This window comes from Bacteroides sp. AM32-11AC, from assembly GCF_003603515.1.
Lineage (GTDB): Bacteria > Bacteroidota > Bacteroidia > Bacteroidales > Bacteroidaceae > Bacteroides > Bacteroides uniformis.
Genome location: NZ_QTNH01000014.1, coordinates 89998 through 109804 on the forward strand (window position 1 = coordinate 89998; position 19807 = coordinate 109804).

General features: G+C 45.8%; 17 protein-coding genes. 4 read left to right on the forward strand and 13 right to left on the reverse strand.

From position 1 onward, the window contains the following. Window positions 1-8: 8 nt before the first annotated feature. Window positions 9-836 (forward strand): nucleoside triphosphate pyrophosphohydrolase, encoded by an 828-nt coding sequence (mazG, locus tag DW800_RS15345; protein WP_034526155.1) that lies wholly within the window; start codon window positions 9-11, stop codon window positions 834-836. 58 nt (window positions 837-894) lie between these two features. Here the strand turns inward: mazG and DW800_RS15350 are convergent, their stop codons facing one another. From DW800_RS15350 to rpsA, 6 genes are all read right to left on the reverse strand, one after another. Next, window positions 895-1368, reverse strand: coding sequence for a hypothetical protein (locus DW800_RS15350; RefSeq protein ID WP_034526159.1), 474 nt, complete (start codon window positions 1366-1368; stop codon window positions 895-897). 25 nt (window positions 1369-1393) lie between these two features. After that, a complete protein-coding gene (locus DW800_RS15355) occupies window positions 1394-1759 on the reverse strand; it encodes a hypothetical protein (protein WP_005831990.1) in 366 nt (121 codons plus the stop codon). A gap of 47 nt (window positions 1760-1806) precedes the next feature. Next, complete coding sequence (locus DW800_RS15360) at window positions 1807-2361, reverse strand: RNA polymerase sigma factor (protein ID WP_005831992.1); 555 nt, start codon at window positions 2359-2361, stop codon at window positions 1807-1809. A gap of 54 nt (window positions 2362-2415) precedes the next feature. After that, entirely contained in the window at window positions 2416-3330 is a 915-nt protein-coding gene (locus tag DW800_RS15365; RefSeq protein ID WP_005831993.1) for a ribonuclease Z, read from the reverse strand. Between the two features lie 34 nt (window positions 3331-3364). After that, the gene (locus tag DW800_RS15370; RefSeq protein ID WP_005831995.1) at window positions 3365-4156 is read right to left on the reverse strand and encodes a hypothetical protein; all 792 of its coding nucleotides are present in this window, start codon (window positions 4154-4156) and stop codon (window positions 3365-3367) included. A 175-nt stretch (window positions 4157-4331) separates the two neighbouring features. Beyond that, on the reverse strand, window positions 4332-6128 hold the full coding sequence (rpsA, locus tag DW800_RS15375) for a 30S ribosomal protein S1 (RefSeq protein WP_005831997.1): 1797 nt from the start codon (window positions 6126-6128) through the stop codon (window positions 4332-4334). Between the two features lie 196 nt (window positions 6129-6324). Between rpsA and DW800_RS15380 the strand changes: the two genes are divergently transcribed. Continuing rightward, complete coding sequence (locus DW800_RS15380; protein WP_117680554.1) at window positions 6325-7146, forward strand: alpha/beta hydrolase; 822 nt, start codon at window positions 6325-6327, stop codon at window positions 7144-7146. A gap of 3 nt (window positions 7147-7149) precedes the next feature. Here DW800_RS15380 and coaW read toward each other — a convergent pair whose 3' ends face one another. Both coaW and DW800_RS15390 read right to left on the reverse strand, forming a co-directional pair. Continuing rightward, a complete protein-coding gene (gene coaW, locus DW800_RS15385) occupies window positions 7150-7980 on the reverse strand; it encodes a type II pantothenate kinase (protein WP_005832001.1) in 831 nt (276 codons plus the stop codon). Between the two features lie 159 nt (window positions 7981-8139). After that, complete coding sequence (locus DW800_RS15390; RefSeq protein ID WP_034522728.1) at window positions 8140-10461, reverse strand: DUF5686 family protein; 2322 nt, start codon at window positions 10459-10461, stop codon at window positions 8140-8142. Between the two features lie 416 nt (window positions 10462-10877). Between DW800_RS15390 and DW800_RS15395 the strand changes: the two genes are divergently transcribed. Together DW800_RS15395 and DW800_RS15400 are read left to right on the forward strand one after the other, a co-directional pair. Further along, a complete protein-coding gene (locus DW800_RS15395; protein WP_005832915.1) occupies window positions 10878-13067 on the forward strand; it encodes a glutamine synthetase III in 2190 nt (729 codons plus the stop codon). A 291-nt stretch (window positions 13068-13358) separates the two neighbouring features. Beyond that, window positions 13359-14060 (forward strand): Crp/Fnr family transcriptional regulator, encoded by a 702-nt coding sequence (locus DW800_RS15400; protein ID WP_005832010.1) that lies wholly within the window; start codon window positions 13359-13361, stop codon window positions 14058-14060. An 83-nt stretch (window positions 14061-14143) separates the two neighbouring features. On the opposite strand, the gene trxB is transcribed toward DW800_RS15400, so the two are convergent. From trxB to DW800_RS15430, 5 genes are all read right to left on the reverse strand, one after another. Beyond that, window positions 14144-15094: a thioredoxin-disulfide reductase gene (gene trxB, locus DW800_RS15405; RefSeq protein WP_057255730.1), complete on the reverse strand. Its 951-nt coding sequence runs from the start codon at window positions 15092-15094 to the stop codon at window positions 14144-14146. A 37-nt stretch (window positions 15095-15131) separates the two neighbouring features. Then, window positions 15132-15782, reverse strand: a complete 651-nt coding sequence (locus tag DW800_RS15410; protein ID WP_080707064.1) for a LolA-like putative outer membrane lipoprotein chaperone — start codon at window positions 15780-15782, stop codon at window positions 15132-15134. Window positions 15783-15785: 3 nt separating this feature from the next. Beyond that, window positions 15786-18290, reverse strand: coding sequence for an FtsK/SpoIIIE family DNA translocase (locus DW800_RS15415; RefSeq protein ID WP_005832921.1), 2505 nt, complete (start codon window positions 18288-18290; stop codon window positions 15786-15788). A 271-nt stretch (window positions 18291-18561) separates the two neighbouring features. Further along, entirely contained in the window at window positions 18562-19173 is a 612-nt protein-coding gene (locus DW800_RS15420) for a winged helix-turn-helix transcriptional regulator (protein ID WP_005832923.1), read from the reverse strand. 359 nt (window positions 19174-19532) lie between these two features. Next, window positions 19533-19805, reverse strand: a complete 273-nt coding sequence (locus DW800_RS15430) for a hypothetical protein (protein ID WP_080707066.1) — start codon at window positions 19803-19805, stop codon at window positions 19533-19535. Window positions 19806-19807 lie beyond the last annotated feature (2 nt).

The window sequence follows — 19807 nt, forward strand, 5'->3', positions numbered from 1 at the left end:
ATTTCAAAATCATGCATACAAGAAAAGAACAGATGGAAGCCTTCGGCCGCTTCCTCGACATACTCGACGAGCTGCGCGAGAAATGTCCCTGGGACCGCAAGCAGACCAACGAAAGCCTGCGCCCCAATACCATCGAAGAGACTTATGAACTTTGTGACGCCCTGATACGCGATGACAAGAGTGACATCTGCAAAGAGCTGGGCGATGTGCTGCTGCATGTGGCTTTTTATGCAAAGATAGGCTCCGAAACCGGTGATTTCGATATGAAAGACGTGTGCGACCGTCTTTGTGAGAAACTTATTTTCCGCCATCCCCATGTCTTCGGCGATGTAAAGGCAGAAACCGCAGGTCAGGTCTCAGAAAACTGGGAACAGTTGAAGCTGAAGGAAAAAGATGGGAATAAAACCGTACTGAGCGGTGTGCCCGCCGCCCTACCCTCGCTCATCAAGGCCTACCGCATCCAGGACAAGGCACGCAATGTAGGATTCGACTGGGAAGAACGCGAACAGGTGTGGGATAAGGTAAAAGAAGAAATCCGGGAGTTCCAGACAGAAGTCGCCCACATGGATAAGGAAAAAGCTGAAGCTGAATTCGGCGATGTCATGTTCAGCCTCATCAACGCTGCCCGCCTCTACAAAATCAATCCGGACAATGCGCTGGAACGGACCAACCAGAAGTTCATCAACCGCTTCAACTATGTAGAAGCGCACAGCATCAAGGAGGGCAAAAACCTCCATGACATGACGCTGGAGGAGATGGATAAGCTATGGAACGAAGCGAAAGTACTGGAAAAAGAAGGGAAACAAGATGATTCTTCTAAAGGTATCTCTCATTAACAAAAGAAGGTTGCTCACATCATTGTGGCAACCTTCCTTATTTGTATTCATTCACTACTCATCTTTTCCCTTGCGGTCTTCGCTGGGGACTATCTCCATTCTTGTGCATACCTTTCAGCAGCTCACGGTGGAAACGCATTTCAGCCCTTTGCACCAGATAAATCTTTTTACAAGGCAATATTTTCTTGAACTTATCAAAGTAGGTCTTGTCCAACCGGTCAGAAGCGATACGGGCATCATATACACCTTCCATAATTTCCTCATACTGGGCTTCGGTTGTTTTTTCATCTTTCCCTTGTCGAAGCAACTTCCAAGCCTCGTCATTTAGCTGCTTTTTCCGGTCCTGCAATTCAAAATACAATGGGAAGAACTTGGCTGCCTCCTCACTCGTCAGTCCGGCTTTCTCCGTTATAAACGCTTTTTGTTTGGCACGAAACTCTTCAGGTGACAGATGCTGGTCACATCCATCGCTAGCCCAAAGCAGAGGCATAATGCCACATATCATAACCAATAAAACAATTAGTTTCTTCATTTTTAAATAGTTGAGTGTTGTTACCTTATTCTGCATCAGAGTCTGCCAAATAAACATACAATGAATAATCATCCAGCATGGAATTCTCTACAGCCATATTAATATATTCCATTTCTGTTTCCGTATCATCAGCAGCCATACGCTCTACAGATGGAGTATGCTCCGAAGAAGCTACACGGATAATCAATGCCGCACCTATAAACATGGCGGTCATATACAACCAAGGCCTTACCTTCTGCCACATTGTAGGCTCTGTCTGCACAGCAATGAGTTTCTCTTTTTCGGGAAGCCGGTTCATTACCTCTGAAGTAAGATTCTCAAAGTAGCCTTCAGGAACGCGGAAAGGATTTTCCGTCCCTATCTTTTTCTGTATTTTATCTTCTTCTTTCATAAGCTTTCTCCTTTCTGTTTAATTAGACATTGTTTTGTGGCAAAGGTTTAATACTCCTCACCCAAAAACTTTTCTATTTTCTTCACGGCATGGTGATAGGAAGCCTTCAAGGCACCTACGGAAGTACCAAATATATCGGACATCTCTTCGTATTTCATTTCCTGGTAATACTTCAGATTAAACACCATACGTTGTTTTTCCGGCAAGGCAAGCAAGGCTTTTTGCAAAGCCATCTCTGCTTTATCACCGGAGAAGTAAGGATCACTTTCAAGCTTTTGAAGTGCATCTGCCTCGGGGTCATCCAAAGAGACTGTGGAAGCAGCCCGTTGTTTGTTCAGAAAAGTGAGGCATTCATTCAAGGCTATGCGATAGAGCCAGGTAGAGAGTTTAGCCTCTGCCCTGAAATAATCTATATTAATCCATGCTTTAATGAAAGTATTCTGAAGTAAATCATTGGCATCTTCATGAGAGAGGACCATACGACGAATCTGCCAATACAACTGCTCGCTATATTGGGTAACAATCATCTCAAATCCCCGCTTTTGTGTGCTTTCTTCTTGTAGAAGAGCCAACACTTCGCGTTCATTATAGGAAGGGGTCATAAATTTCTATTCGCATTTGTTGTTTTAGACTGCCAAAGATACGAAAAGTTTAATTCATACCGATACACAAAGTGTTTCTTTGGCAAGCTGAGTATCCGGAAAAATAGCGGATGCTTCTTGAAGCAAGATATTTTCATCTTCGTATCGTGCCGAAAAATGTCCTATCAACAACTTCTTCACTTCAGCCTTCCTGGCTATTTCAGCCGCTTGTGCAGCAGTTGTATGAAATGTTTCTTTGGCACGTGGCGCATCCTCATTCGCAAATGTCGCCTCATGAAAAAGTAAATCAACCCCTTTTATCTGCTCCACGATAGAAGGAAGATAGATGGTATCCGAGCAATAAGCATAACTGCGGGACGGAGCAGAAGGACGGGTCAACAAGTTGTTGGAAACCGTTTTTCCCTCCGGTGTCACGTAATCGGCCCCATTCTTTATACGATTCAATTCGTATACCGGCACTTGGTAGAAATCGACCATTTCACGGATAATATGGTTAGGACGCCGCTTTTCTGCAAACAAAAAGCCACAACACGGCATACGATGACGCAAAGGAATAGTAGTAACCGTCAACGAACGGTCTTCATAAATCTGCATCGGTTCTTTCGTATCAAACTCATGGAAAAGGACCTTGTACGTCATCTGCCTATTAAAAAAATCCAGCATAGGTGTCAGCAATGTTTCCAGCCCTTTTGGAGAATGGATATGCAACTCGGCTGTACGTCCTAAAAGGTTAAGTGTAGAAATCAGTCCCAATAAGCCAAAACAATGGTCTCCATGCAAGTGAGAGATAAAGATATGATTCAAACGCGAAAACTTCAGATGTGATTTACGGAACTGCAACTGCGCCCCTTCCCCACAATCAATCATAAACAGCTTGTCGCGCACGTTCACAATTTGAGACGTAGGGAAATGACGCGTTGTGGGTAAAGCGGAACCACAACCAAGAATATGTAACTCAAATTTTTCCATTCCAAACCTTCCGAACTGATTTCTACTCCTTGATTTATAGAAGAGCCTTTATCTCTGAAACTCCAAAGGATATTTCAAAAGTTTCTCCGGATTTATTCCCTTTATACAGATAGCCCACCCCTTTATCACACTTCACACATACTTCCAAGAACATGTGCAAGGCTGGATCGGAGGAGTTCAAAGAGTTCTTCACATTTGCCTTCATCTGTTCGGCATTTTCCTTCAAAGCAGACATCTGTACTACAGATTCGTCAATCGTATAATGATAAAGCACCTTATCCGACTCGATTGTCAGTTTATTGAGCATAGTGGCTTCATCCACCTGCATCGGGCACGATACGTTGGTCATCTTCACTTGCTCTTCCAGTTTCTTCTTATCACTGCTTTCAGCAGTTGAACCGCCATTCAATATATCTTTCAAGTCCTGAGTAGTCAGATAACATTCCACTTCGTTACCGGATGTCTTTCCTTTATATATGAACTTTATACCGGAATCAGTACCGACAACCAAATCCAGCATCTCTTTAATGGACCCTTGTGGATTACCGAACATAACAGTCACAGCAGACTTCATTGCATCAGGATTCTCTTTCAAAGCGTCTATATTGAGGAAACTTTCATTCATAAGCAGTACATATACCACATCCGCCCCATCAAAAGTAATACTGGATATTTCGCCGGAAGCTCCCATATCCATGGGACATTGTTTGTTGGCAGCTGCGATAGCCAGCTTGAGTTTAGACTTCTGGCCGCATGCGGTTAGTAACATCAGCGACAGGCAAGTGAACAACACCATCTTCCCTGCATTTTTGAACATGTTTTTCATAATAAATGAAAATTAAATTATTGAATATTTCTATGATTGCAAAAGTAACCACCCTGCAAAGATAAACATTTATGGAAAAACCATCCTTAATTCCATAAAATTCTATTGACAAATCATAAAAAAGAAGGGCACTTGTTTGCGCAAGTACCCTTCCTTCATTTATAGAACGGAGTAATTATTTCTTTCCAGCTTCCATCTGTTCCTTCAAGGCAGCCAAAGCATCAATGTCACCCAGAGTAGTAGATGCAGCCTGGTTTTGGATAGCAGGAGCAACGTCTTCTCTCTTACCGGTTGACTTCTTAGTAGCAGCCTTCTTTTCAGCTCTTTCTTCTGCCTTTGCAGCATCTTCGAAGATACGGCTGTGAGAAAGGATGATACGCTTAGCGTCCTTGTTGAACTCAATTACCTTGAATTCAAGCTTCTCGTCCAACTGAGCTTGTGATCCGTCTTCCTTAACGAGGTGCTTCGGAGTAGCGAAGCCTTCTACACCATAAGGCAGAGCAACTACAGCACCCTTATCCAGCATTTCGATGATAGTACCTTCGTGTACAGAACCTACTGTAAATACAGTTTCGAATACATCCCAGGGATTTTCTTCGAGTTGCTTGTGGCCAAGGCTCAAGCGACGGTTTTCCTTGTCGATTTCCAGAACTTGTACGTCGATGTCTGCACCAATCTGAGTGAATTCAGACGGATGTTTAACCTTCTTCGTCCAAGACAGGTCAGAGATGTGAATCAAGCCGTCAACACCTTCTTCGATTTCAACGAATACACCGAAGTTAGTGAAGTTACGAACCTTTGCAGTGTGCTTGCTGCCGATAGGATACTTCTCTTCGATAGTTTCCCACGGGTCAGACTTCAGCTGCTTGATACCCAAAGACATCTTACGTTCTTCGCGGTCCAAAGTCAGGACTACTGCCTCTACTTCGTCACCTACCTTCATGAAGTCTTGTGCAGAACGCAAGTGTTGTGACCAAGACATTTCAGATACATGAATCAAACCTTCAACACCCGGAGCGATTTCGATGAATGCGCCGTAATCAGCCATAACAACAACTTTACCCTTCACGTGGTCGCCAACCTTCAGGTTAGCATCCAGTGCATCCCAAGGATGCGGAGTGAGTTGCTTCAAGCCGAGAGCGATACGCTTCTTCTCATCATCGAAGTCAAGGATAACGACGTTGAGTTTCTGGTCGAGTTCAACCACTTCTTTCGGATCGCTAACACGGCCCCAAGAAAGGTCTGTAATGTGAATCAAACCATCTACGCCACCCAAGTCGATAAATACACCATAGGAAGTGATATTCTTAACGGTACCTTCGAGGACTTGTCCTTTTTCGAGTTTACCGATGATTTCCTTCTTCTGTTGTTCCAGTTCGGCTTCGATAAGAGCCTTGTGGGAAACAACCACATTCTTGAATTCCTGGTTAATCTTAACAACCTTGAATTCCATAGTTTTGCCAACGAATACATCGTAGTCGCGGATAGGCTTCACGTCGATTTGAGAACCCGGCAAGAAAGCTTCGATGCCGAATACGTCTACAATCATACCACCCTTTGTGCGGCACTTGATGTAACCCTTGATAATTTCTTCGTTTTCCAAAGCTGCGTTTACGCGATCCCAAGAACGGGTAGCACGAGCTTTACGGTGAGACAGAACGAGCTGTCCTTTCTTGTCTTCCTGATTTTCGATGTATACCTCAACAGTATCACCAACCTTCAGCTCAGGATTGTAACGGAATTCACTCATCGGAATGATACCGTCTGATTTGTAACCGATGTTCACAACTACTTCACGCTTGTTCATTGCGATTACGGTTCCATCAACTACCTCGCGGTCGTTAACCTTGTTCAACGTATTGTCATACGCCTTTTCCAGTTCTTCGTGGCTTGCACTGGCTACTGATTCGCCGTTCTCATAAGCATCCCAGTTGAAGTCTTCAATAGGAGCTACATTCTTTAAATTTTCCATTAATAAATAAATTGTTTAACTCGTTAATTAAGTGAGACTTTATGTTGACTCATTGTAAATCGGGCGCAAAGATAGAAGTATTTTCTTGAACTACAAAACAAAAAGCATTCAAAACAGCAGTGGAATAATCAATTAAAGAATAAAAAAAATGTTACCTTTGCATCGTTTCATTTATACATAATCTCAATAATTTATCATGAAAAAGATAATCGCATGCATTTCCATCATTTGCTATACATTATTATGTTATAGCCAAAATCAGACAACGGACAACAACTACCGTACGCAAAAGAACATTTCCTATCTTCATCCCGGCGAAAAGGACAGTTATAAGCTGGAGCGTTGTAAGCTCGACCTCCATTATCCTACTGATAAAAAAGGATTTGCCACCCTTATCTGGTTCCACGGCGGAGGACTGGAAGCCGGAGAAAAACATTTTCCGAAGGAGTTCCTGGAGCAAGGCTACGCCGTGATAGCCGTAAACTACCGACTCAGCCCGCGTGCCCAAAATCCTGCCTACACGGAAGATGCCGCAGAGGCCGTTGCTTGGACTTTCGAGAATATAGAAGAATTCGGAGGAGATAAAGACAAAATATACATAGCCGGTCATTCGGCAGGAGGTTATCTCAGCCTGATGCTCAACTTGGATAAAAGCTATCTGGCAAAGTGGAACATCGATGCCAACAATCTGGCAGGCGCTTTCCCCATCAGCGGACAGACCACCACCCACTACACCATCCGCAAGGAACGGGGATTGCCTTCCGACACTCCGATTATAGACAAATATGCCCCTTCCAATAACGTAAGAAAAGACGCTTCGCCCATGATACTTATTACCGGTGACAAAGAGCTGGAGATGCTGGCACGCTACGAGGAAAACGCCCACCTATATGCCCTCCTCAAAGCATTGGGACAAAATACCGTCCTCTACCAGATGGAGGGATTTGACCACGGAACGGTGGCTGCTCCCGCCTGCACCTTGATAAACAGCTACATGAAGAAGGCAGGCAAGAAGTAACCACTACCCTTGCCTTTCTTTTATATATGCCAATGCCGCTCCTATTGCTGTTCTATATTCAGCATAGGGCGGTATATGAAAATGTACATGATAGATGGCTTCCATTTTAGAAAACACCTCCCGGCACTGGGGCAGTTGGGTGAGATTTCCTATCAGAACGAAATCCTTGATAGGACTGTTCAAAGCTGACAGTACAGCAGCTCCTCCAATGGTTTGAAGTACCGTATAAATTATACCGCAGGCAATATCTTCTTGAGAAGCATTGCTATCCGCTTTTCCGAAAAGAGAGGCGGTAGCACTCACTGGCAAGTCAGGCAAAGCAGTGTTGCAAATATCACCTATCTGCAAGTTGACACGAGTTACATCCCCTTTCTCAGCCAACTCGGACACCTGATGAATATCATGAGTTTTCAACAGCAACCTCGATAATCCCTGCAAGGTACCTCCACCAATCCCCAAGCCGCCAATATGCTGCACCTTGTCTCCGTCTATTTTCACAAAAGAAGTGCCGGTACCCATGCTGACTACAATCAGTTGGTCTATATCCGTTGCATGTCTGGCTCCCAAACCATTGGCAATAAACTCATCCGTTTTGCGAGTAGGCAGTCCATATAGAGGGCTGTTGACAAATGCGCTTCCCACTCCCGTCAGCATCACCTGCTCCACATCGGCCAGCTGTATACCATTGTCATAAATATACTTACCGAATGCTCCGAATAAGGAAGTCACCGGGTCGGTAGCCGTAATAAACATTGGAGACTGTATCTGTTCTCCATTGATTCCAACGATTTTCGTGGTACTTCCACCCACATCTATTCCTATTACTATACCCATAGCTCCAAGCAATTTGCAGCAAAGTTACAAAAGAATCAATAATTGACAATTGATTAATGTGATAATGTGCCAATATGCTAATTGGCTGCGCTATGTTTATGCTACGCCATCACGCCCTGGTCATTGACACATTGGCACATTAATCACATTACCACATTGCTATCTGTTAAACAGTTCGAAGGTAAATTTGCAACCTATTTCCTGATACTTCCAGTTTGCAAAGCTGGCAAACAAGCCAAAGTCAAATATATGTGTACCAATGCCATACCCTACTTCCAGATAAGGTTTCAAGTGAGGAACCACCAATGCATTCAGATACAGACGTTCATTCAATACATATTGGGTATATTTCATCAGATGGCGGAGCAGGAGGAAAGGCGCTTCATAGGTAAGGTGTCCGCGGATATATTTACGGGAAGAGTTATACCAGCGGCCGTCCAGCAACTGGAACACCCCGCCAATATCATCACTCCAACCCATAGGAAGATTGGAACGCCGCAAATTGGCAAAGTCCACAAAGTACAGTTCCTTCTGATTGGTAAACTCTCCCCAACCAAAACGCCAATAAATATCACGCATCAAGCCCAAAGAAACCTGATGCTGCAAATCAATCTCTACACGCTCGTACGAACCACTGCTCTGCAACACTCCACTGAGTCCCCGCTCCCAATCTACTGAGATGGAAGGATACTTGGAATGAAGATTTACTTTACGGTCGCCATTCATATAATAGTATTGTCCCGGAGTCCAGGTGAGGCGGACGCGGGGAGCAAAACTATTATAGGTATGGCGGAACTTGTTCAGGATATTCGGGTCAAAATTCGGAAAGAAGGATGAACCTCCGGAACCGGCACGGGTGGCCGACTTGGTAGGCGGCATGCTCGGGTAGTTCAGTTCAAACCGGGAGCGGTTCACTTCCGTACGTCTGTGCATGGATACACCCACTTCCAGCGACAGACCGTTTACTATTTCCCAGCTATGACGCAGATTCAGATACAAATCCTTGAAATAATCCAAGTGTATCTGGTTGAAGTCAAAAATACTGTCGGGGATGGCTTTCAGGTCGTCCAGCACATCACTGCTGTAAATCCGGTTACCGTTACCAAACTCCAGATGCAATGCTGCACGCTTACGGGGCCAATAATCAAAATCGGACCTCACCCTCCAGTAAAACTCTTTTTCCTTAAAATTATAACCTATCCGGGGAACAATGCGCAGCAGGCGATCACCGGTAAAAATACGGTTGTACTTGAACTCCTGCCGATACGAAATTCCATGCTTGCCGCTATAGCTCAAAAGAAAAGGATTGATTAGCGGTGAACAGCGCACACTCCCCAATTTATCAAGGTCTACCGTATAGCGACTGATCAATGCATCTCCAATCTGCCCCCAAAACTCCAAGTTCTTATTCACCGGTTTCTTTTTCCGGGCGAGCGTATCCCGACGCAAGAAGAAATCCTGATACAGTGTCTCCTCATGCGGAGTCAAAGGAATGGGACGCAAAGTTTTAAAGTAAGCAGTATCACGTAGATAAGCATTCGTATCAGTACGCAACGTGTATGAATCGGACAAGTCATATTTACTTTTCTTCACCGACCTCCGTATATCACTGCCAGAAGTTTTCTGAATGATGTTCTTATAATCGAGTACAGCTTCATAAGTGCCATCTACCACATTTCCCAAAAAGCGAAACGTTGCATCCACATCATACTGCAACGGAAGAAATTCGTCCGAATCGCCCACATTACCCATCTTCACCAGATTATTGAACCGCACCATCTCATTACGTCCGGAAAAACGCATCTCGCGTACACTCCACACGTTATCACTCACAATCAGATAACCGCCCACCAGCTGAAAGCTTTTGCTTTTTGGCATAAAACGGATTTTATACTGAAGGGCATGCCGTTCCCCCATCACCGTATCAATCCGATAGGTATAATATTTTTTGGCATTGGGTGCTAAAGGAGAGAGTAGTTTGTCATATAATAAGGTAGAAGAATAGATGTTGATGTGAAAATATTCCGGCAGCCGTCCGTCCATTTCCCAAAACTCGGAAGCAGTACCGACACTTGCCTTTACCTTCTGGTCATAGATGTCGGGAGCAGTAAAATGCAAATCGCTATAAGTTTCCATCATATATTCCCGCACCCCTTTCTTGGGCCGGAACATGGAAGGGATGTAGCGGAGAATATGATTCTTCTTACGGATATTCACCCAGCCCTTTATGTAAAGCTCAGCCTTGTAACTTTCAATAATACGTTCATAAAGGGGGGCAAAGAAGATGACTTTCTCCATGATGGAGTCTGCCGAACTCACATGTTTGTCAACCGGATAAGATACACGCTCCGCCCCTGCCTTCTGTACAAAAGAAAACAAGAAGCAAATCCAAATCCATATAAACAACAAACGTTTCAACCGCAATTTCTCCTTATAGAATCGGGACAAATATACGGAAGAATTTGTGTAATGCAAAAACATGTTCCATAAAGAAGCGGGAATGACACTTGTGACACCCTTTATTATAAAACATATGTTACGCGCGAGAGACAATAATACACAAGCACACATAGTTTGTGCGAGATAAATACGAACCTATATTAATTGTTATAAAAAGGGTGCCACAAGTGTCATGTACAGAATGATTCGTAATTGTGACACATGAAAATTACTAATCACGACGCACTAAGATTACTAATCGTGATGCGGAAAGATTACTAATCATGGCATGTAACAAACGCAAGCTTTGGGTCGTTTTTCCATAACAAGCAGGCTTTTTCAGGGGGTCTATTCTCAAAAAACACTAATATTTTCGAGAATACCCCCTAAAAAAGAGGGGGTAGTTCAGAAAAAACATGTATTTTTGCGCCCAACAACCAATAAAAGGAGAGACTTATATGTCAAAAATGCGATTTTTTGCTTTGCAAGAACTTGCCAATCGGCAACCTCTTGAAGTGACCACCCCTTCAAACAAACTGTCCGACTACTACGGCAGCCATGTCTTCGACCGTAAGAAAATGCAGGAATACCTGCCTCGTGAAGCCTACAAAGCCGTGACCGACGCCATTGAAAAAGGCACTCCCATCAACCGCGAAATGGCAGACCTGATTGCCAACGGCATGAAAAGTTGGGCAAAGTCCCTCAACGTCACCCACTACACGCACTGGTTCCAACCCCTAACGGATGGAACTGCTGAAAAGCATGACGGCTTCATCGAATTCGGCGAAGGAACAGAAGTGATCGAACGTTTTTCCGGCAAACTGCTCATCCAGCAGGAACCGGATGCATCCTCTTTCCCCAACGGAGGTATCAGAAACACATTCGAAGCACGAGGATATACTGCTTGGGATGTTTCCTCACCTGCCTTTGTGGTAGATACCACACTTTGCATCCCCACTATCTTCATCTCTTATACCGGCGAAGCGCTCGACTACAAGACTCCATTGCTCAAAGCCTTGGCAGCCGTAGACAAAGCAGCGACAGACGTATGCCAGTTGTTCGACAAGAATATCACACGCGTTTATACCAATTTAGGCTGGGAACAAGAATATTTCCTCGTCGACTCGGCACTGTACAATGCCCGCCCGGACCTTTGTCTGACCGGACGTACCCTGATGGGACACTCCTCGGCCAAAGACCAGCAGCTGGAGGACCACTATTTCGGCTCCATCCCCCCACGTGTCACAGCTTTTATGAAAGAACTGGAAATCGAATGTCACAAACTGGGTATCCCGGTCAAGACCCGCCATAACGAAGTAGCTCCCAACCAGTTTGAGCTGGCGCCTATCTTTGAGAATGCCAACCTTGCCAACGACCACAACCAGCTTGTGATGGATCTGATGAAACGCATCGCACGCAAGCATCACTTCGCCGTACTGCTTCACGAAAAACCCTACAACGGCGTGAACGGCTCCGGCAAGCACAACAACTGGTCGCTTTGCACCGATACGGGTATCAATTTGTTTGCACCGGGCAAGAATCCGAAAGGAAACATGCTGTTCCTTACCTTCCTGGTAAACGTACTGATGATGGTATACAAAAACCAGAACTTGCTGCGCGCCTCCATCATGAGTGCCGGAAACAGCCACCGTCTGGGAGCCAATGAAGCACCTCCCGCCATTCTGTCCATCTTCCTGGGCAAACAGCTGTCTTCCATCCTCGACGAGATAGCTCGCCAGATAAGCAGCAGCAAGATGACATCGGAAGAAAAGACAACACTGAAATTAGGCATCGGACGTATTCCCGAAATATTACTGGATACCACCGACCGTAACCGTACTTCTCCATTCGCCTTTACCGGCAACCGCTTTGAGTTCCGTGCCGCAGGTTCGTCCGCCAACTGTGCCGCCGCCATGATTGCCATCAATGCAGCTATGGCAAACCAGTTGAACGAATTCAAAGTCTCCATCGACAAACTGATGGAAGAAGGAGTCGGCAAGGATGAAGCCATCTTCCGCATTATGAAAGAGACCATCATCGCCTCCGAGCCTATCCGCTTTGAGGGTGACGGCTACTCCGAACAATGGAAGCAGGAAGCCGCCCGCCGTGGGCTGACCAACATCTGCCACGTTCCCGAAGCCCTGATGCACTACATGGATAACCAGTCCCGTTCCGTACTCATCGGCGAACGTATCTTCAACGAAACGGAGCTTGCCTGCCGCCTGGAAGTAGAACTGGAGAAATACACCATGAAGGTACAGATAGAAAGCCGTGTGCTGGGCGACCTTGCCATCAACCACATCGTACCGACTGCCGTTATCTACCAAAACCGTCTGCTGGAAAATCTCCGTGGCCTGCGCGAGACCTTCTCTCCCGAAGAATACGAAGTCCTCAGTGCCGACCGGAAAGAGCTTGTACGCGAAATTTCCAAGCGCGTAACAGCCATCAAGGTACAAGTACGCGAAATGACCGAAGCCCGCAAAGTAGCCAACCACATGGATAACTACAAAGACAAGGCTTTCGCTTACGAAGAAACCGTACGCCCTTATCTGGAAAGTATCCGTGACCACATCGACCACCTTGAGATGGAAATTGATGATGAAATCTGGCCGCTTCCGAAATATAGGGAGCTGCTGTTTACAAAGTAGGCCTCTCCCTAGCCCCTCCCCCGCAGGGAGGGGGATAGAGATACTACGATAAACAATTAAGTTACTACGATTTACGATTTGACGGTTTACGGTTGGAGTTACTCATACAATCATAAACCCACCTGCTAATGAGCAGTTGTTTAACAATACAAACTTCAATCGTAAATCGTCTAATCGTAAATATATAGATTTTCCTTTATCTCCCCCCTACGACATCTTTTTGTCATATTTGTGCAATATTTAATTTTTTCTTTTTACATTTGTGCTGTATAACACAGTTTTGCAGCAGTTATGGTAAAAGTAAACTTGTCTGATATTAATGTTCCGGAGTTGATTGCAGATATATGGTCTCCCTTGAATGACGAACAACGGGAATTCCTCGCCAACCACTTCACACTCCAGAACTACAAAAAAAACGAAGTCATCCATTGCGAAGGCGAGACACCTACGCATTTGATGTGTCTGCTGAGTGGAAAGGTCAAAATCTATAAAGACGGAGTCGGTGGTAGAAGCCAGATTATCCGTATGATTAAACCTGTCGAATATTTCGGTTACCGCCCTTACTTTGCAAAAACAGACTATGTCACGGCAGCATCTGCATTCGAGCCGTCTCTTGTTTGCCAAATCCCCATGACTGCCTTGATGACTCTGCTCACACAAAACAACGACCTTGCCATGTTCTTCATCAAGCAATTGTCCGTTGACTTGGGCATTGCCGATGAACGTACCGTAAACCTGACGCAGAAACATATCCGCGGAAGACTCGCAGAATCCCTGCTGTTCCTCAAAGAAAGTTATGGTTTGGAGGAAGACGGCTCCACCTTGAGTATCTATCTCTCGCGTGAAGATCTGGCCAATTTGTCAAACATGACCACTTCCAACGCCATACGTACGTTGTCACAGTTTGCCACAGAACGGTTAATCACCATCGACGGACGTAAAATCAAAATCATAGACGAAGAAAAGCTGAAGAAAATCAGCAAGATAGGATAAGGAATAAGTGACAAGGGATAAGCGATTAGGGGTTAGCATAATAAAAACACATTGTTACCATCCTAACCCCTAATCACTAATCACTAAATCAGTCCTTTCGCAGACAAATATCTTTCCGCTTCAATGGCTGCCTGGCAACCAGTTCCGGCAGCGGTGATGGCTTGACGATAGTGAGGATCAGCAACGTCTCCGGCGGCGAATACGCCCGGCACTTTCGTACGCGGTGTTCCCGGCTCGGTGACGATATAACCTACTTCGTCCGTATCTACATAAGGTTTGAAAATATCTGAGTTGGGTTTATGGCCGATAGCCAGGAAGAAACCGTCAATAGCCACATCATAGCGCTTCTCATCAGGTTCACCCATACGCTGTACCAAATGTACACCTTCCACACCGTTCTCTCCAAACAAGCCTACGGCATTATGTTCGAACAGTACTTCAATCTTGTCATGCTTCATCACACGCTCCTGCATAATCTTGGAAGCGCGGAGATAAGGTTTGCGGACAATCAGATAAACCTTGGCAGCCAGTCCGGCAAGGTAAACAGCTTCCTCGCAGGCAGTATCTCCACCCCCTACAACAGCTACCGTTTTCTTGCGGTAGAAGAAACCGTCACAAGTGGCACAAGCGCTGACACCCATTCCCGCATATTTCTTTTCATCCTCCAGCCCCAGATACTTCGCAGCGGCACCTGTAGCAATAATCAGCGTTTCAGCCTCAATCATCTTTTCGTCATCAATCGTAATCTTGTAAGGTGCTTCAGCAAGATTGGCTGCGGTAGCAACTCCATAACGCAAATCTGCGCCAAAACGTTCGGCTTGCTTCCGCAGGTCTTCCATTAATTCCGGACCTCCGATACCTTGGGGATAACCGGGGAAATTCTCCACATCAGTAGTGGTTGTCAACTGGCCACCGGGCTGCAATCCTGCATAAAGTACCGGTGAAAGATTGGCACGACCTGCATAAATAGCGGCAGTATAGCCGGCAGGACCCGAACCGATAATCAGACATTTTACTTTTTCTGTTTCCATCATTATATTATTTACTATTTGACTATTTACAATTTACTATTTAGCGCATGTCGATGACTTCAGCCGTGGGATAGGCTTTTTTGTCAAAGACAAAGAAACTATCCGGATAGGATTGTCCTGTCTGGTAGCTATCAATAAGGATAGTAGTCATATACTTACTCCCCCGTGGTGCCAAGTCCACTTGATGCAGACGATACGTATCCTTTGTCACAAACAGATAGACACTTTCAGGGTCTTTCCTCTTGTCGGCAGCAGTCATGGTGATGTAATAAACAGACTTGTCTTGCTTACCACCGACACTGCTCAACTTCAATCTGTATCCCTGCTTGTAGAGGGACAACCAGGCATACGGATTGAGAGTCTGCAATTCCTCCTGCGTAGGTTCCGATACATTCACCTCATCTGCCGAAGCCACATAGCTCCACTGCGTATGTCCGTCAAACCAAGTCTTCATTCCCTCGGTCTCAACCACAAACTTCTCACCTTCCAGATAGAGAACTCCCGCATAAGAGCCTTGTTGTTCGTTCACGGTAAACGCCAGCTTCACCCCTCCCGCTTTCCGAAAGGCTTCGGCTGTACGCTCCAATATATTCTTGGCATCCGGTTGTTGTGCCGACATCGGCACAGCAAACAACAGCAATAGCACACCAAGTAAAAGCTTATCAAGTTTCATCATTCTATAAATAACCATTCCTTATTGCAAATTGTTTAACCGCATTTCCAGGTCGCTCTCATCTATACAGAACACCTCACGCGCCTTACTACCTTGCGCCGGTCCCACAATCCCCGCTTTCTCCAACTGGTCCATGATGCGGCCGGCACGATTATAACCGATGGCAAACTTACGCTGAATGAGCGATGTGGAACCCTGCTGGTGAATAACAACGAGACGGGCTGCATCCTCGAACAAAGGATCGAGACGTCCCATATCCACATCCCCCAAATCACCTCCTGCATTTTCATCCACATATTCGGGCAGATAGAAAGCAGTGGGGTAACTCTGCTGGCGGGCGATAAACTTCGTAATCTCCGCCACTTCGGGCGTATCGATAAAGGCACACTGCACACGCACCGGGTCAGCTCCCTGCAGGAATAACATATCACCGCGGCCTATCAGCTGGTTGGCTCCCGGACGGTCGAGGATGGTACGCGAATCGACCATTGCCGATACACGGAAGGCGATACGCGCCGGGAAGTTGGCCTTAATCGTACCCGTAATGATGTTTGTTGTCGGTCGCTGTGTAGCGATAATCATATGTATACCCACGGCACGCGCCAACTGGGCGATACGTGCGATGGGCAGTTCCACATCCTTACCGGCTGTCATAATCAAGTCACCGAACTCGTCGATAACGACTACGATATAAGGCATGAACTTATGCCCCTTTTCCGGATTCAGACGACGGTTGATGAACTTCTCGTTATACTCCTTGATATTGCGCACATGGGCAGCTTTCAGCAAGTCATAGCGAGTATCCATCTCCACACAGATGGAGTTCAAAGTCTGCACCACCTTCGTGACGTCCGTAATGATGGCATCTTCCCCATCGGGTAATTTCGCGAGGAAGTGATGCTCAATTACGGAGTAGATGCTGAATTCTACTTTTTTGGGGTCTACCAGCACAAACTTCAGCTCTGCCGGATGCTTCTTATATAATAAGGAGGTGATGATGGCATTCAACCCCACGGACTTACCCTGACCGGTAGCACCGGCAACGAGCACGTGCGGCATCTTGCACAAATCCACCATAAACACTTCATTCGTAATCGTCTTACCCAGTGCGATGGGCAAGTCGTAAGTAGACTCCTGGAACTTCTTGCTGCCGATAATGCTCTGACCGGATACAATCTTCGGATTGGAGTTGGGCACTTCGATACCAATCGTACCCTTTCCCGGAATGGGAGCGATGATACGGATGCCGAGCGCCGAAAGGCTGAGGGCAATATCATCTTCCAGACCGCGTATCTTCGAAATGCGGACGCCCTGCTCGGGAGTGATTTCATACAGCGTCACCGTAGGACCTACCGTCGCCTTAATGGTACTGATTTCTATACCGAAACTACGCAGAGTATTGATAATCTTATCCTTGTTCGCGTTCTGCTCTACCATGTCAATGGTCGGACCATTGTCATCGTAATGCTTCATCAAGTCTATTGTGGGGTAATGATAGTTTTCCAAATCCAGACGGGGATTGTACGGCTCCTTCTCCGTTCCCACATACTCCTCCTCTTCAGCCTTCTCAACCTGGAATGCCGGCTCCTTCTCTACCGGCTGTTCCCGAAAAGGGGGTACCGGCTCCGGTGCAGGAGTCTCAAAAGTCATGGTAACGTCCTCATCCGCAGACTTGGCAGGCTTTACCTTTCCATCACTTCCACCCAAGTCAAGGGTGATTTCATTCAGCGGTTCGTCCTCTTCTTCCTCTGTGGCAACCTCCTCCTCCTTTTCAAGAACCTTTTCCGGCTCCGCAGCTTCCGGTGTCGGAGCAGTAGTCTTTTCCTTTGCACCCCAAGAGGTCTTGAACTCTTCCGGCGTTTCACCCTGCACGCTTTCCGCCTTCTCCTTACGCTTCAAGAAGCTGAGACTGAACAATCTGCGCAACCAGATGACAGTCCGTGCACTCAGATAGATGAGGAAGCAGATGGCAGTTACCAACAATAGCAGCCATACTCCCGGCACACCGACTTGAGACACAAGCCAGTTGCTGACATTGTATCCGTGCATACCGCCCAGATAGAGGAAAGAGTCCTTGTACTGGTCTACAAACACAAAACCGAAAAATACCGAGAACCACACCAGCATCAACGAACAGCCGATGAACCACTTCCACAAGCGCACCACACGCACCCGCATCAGCTTCAATCCCGCCACAGCCAGGAACACGAGAATCAAGAAAGACGATACGCCGAAACAATCATTTATCAGATAGCTGGCCAACTGCGCACCGCGGCTACCGGCGTAGTTCTTCACCCCATTATTGGTGGAAATCAGCTCCTGCGCACTGCCTCCGTCAATGATGCTCTGGTCTGCCGCTCCCGTGAAAAAGAACGACGAAAAGGCGAGCAACAAATAAACCGAAAAGATTACCAGTACCAAGCCGATAACGAAATGAACAGTTTCACTTCTAAATAACGCTGCCACTTTCCCAAAAAACGAGAGTGACAGCTCCGTATCTTTAGCTGTTGAATTTTTCTTTGCCATATTTTTTAAATAACTATTGAGAATTGATTGCAAAAATAATAAAAACTATCCTTCTGCCGCGTTGTTTTCATTCTTTAATTTCTCGTCTGCCGATTATAGGTATTCCTAATCTACAACTGTAGTTTTATCGCATGTTTTACTTACATGCTTGCATGAAATGACATAGCGCACTAATTTACAACAGATTGCGCCATGCAAGCAGACCTCATGCAAGCATGCAGGCAGATTTTGCCTACATGACGCAATCCATGCAAGCCCTATACGCATCAACCTACTCTTTTTCCTTCAAAAAATAAATCGGCTGTTTCTGCAACCCTTTGTTCACCAACACATTCTCCTCACAAAGACGACGAATCTGCCGCGTCGCAGTCGTGCGGGTCATGCCGCAAATCGACTGTACAACACTGCGGGTGATGAACTCATTCTTACGTAGATAGTTCACCACTTTTTGCTTCACCTCATCATCCGTCAGCCTCTTTTTCGTGAGATTCCGCAATTTCAGCGGCTTTACCTTCAATACTCCTATCTCACTGCGCAGCGCCTTGTCCGGTCTGAAAGTGATGTTTTTCAACTTCACCTTAGTACTTTTCCGCTTTGTCTCCAGTGTCACCGGTTCCGTGCAGGTCAGCGTGGGAACAAAGTAACCGATGCCGTCCAAATGTACCTGCCTGCCCTCCCCCAGCTCGCGTCCCACAAAATGCGACAAAGCATCGAGTACCGCCAGTACATCCGTCTCGGTCAGCGAGCAGTATTCTTGTATATGCCTGCGCAGCTCATCGGTCGTCGTGGAGCCGTTCAGTTTAATCCGGGGATGCAGGGTCAGTTCTTCCCCTTGTTTATCCTTCGTTTTCGGGTTTTCGTACCAATCAAATAAAATTGCCATATTCTTTCCTCCATTTTTAGATTCATTTCTGTTGCTGTCTGCAGGTTTCGTTCATGCAAAGTACCGGCTTTTATTAGGCAGAGCATAGGTCTTCCTTACGCAAAGAAGCGTTCTTCCTTCTGCTGAAAGCTTATCAACAAAAGATGCGCACAGCTGTGGTTCACCTTCTTCATATTTGTGATACACCTTCTTCACAACTATGAGAAAGACATTCCACGACTGTGCGCAACTACAAACTACAGAGGCAAAGATAATGAAAAGCAGGGGGCTTGGCAAAGGAATGCTAATCTTTTTCAGATTGAAGCATGTAATAATGCGGTAATAATAGCGCTATTTGCCCAGCTCCATAATTGCAATAATTAATCTTCTTCTTCATCATCGTCATAATCTTCATCGTAGTCATCATCATCGTCACCATCCCATCTACACCCACAAGCATCACAAGCATAATCATTAATACCGCTTGAATCAGGATAGACCAAATGCGAGCCACATTCAAGGCAACGCAACTTATTGTTATCATCATCGTCGTCCGCAATTTCATCACATGGCCATTCTCTTCCACAATCCGGACAAACATAATTCACGCCATCGAAATAGGCATTCTCATTCAAACAAAAAATACATTCCATAA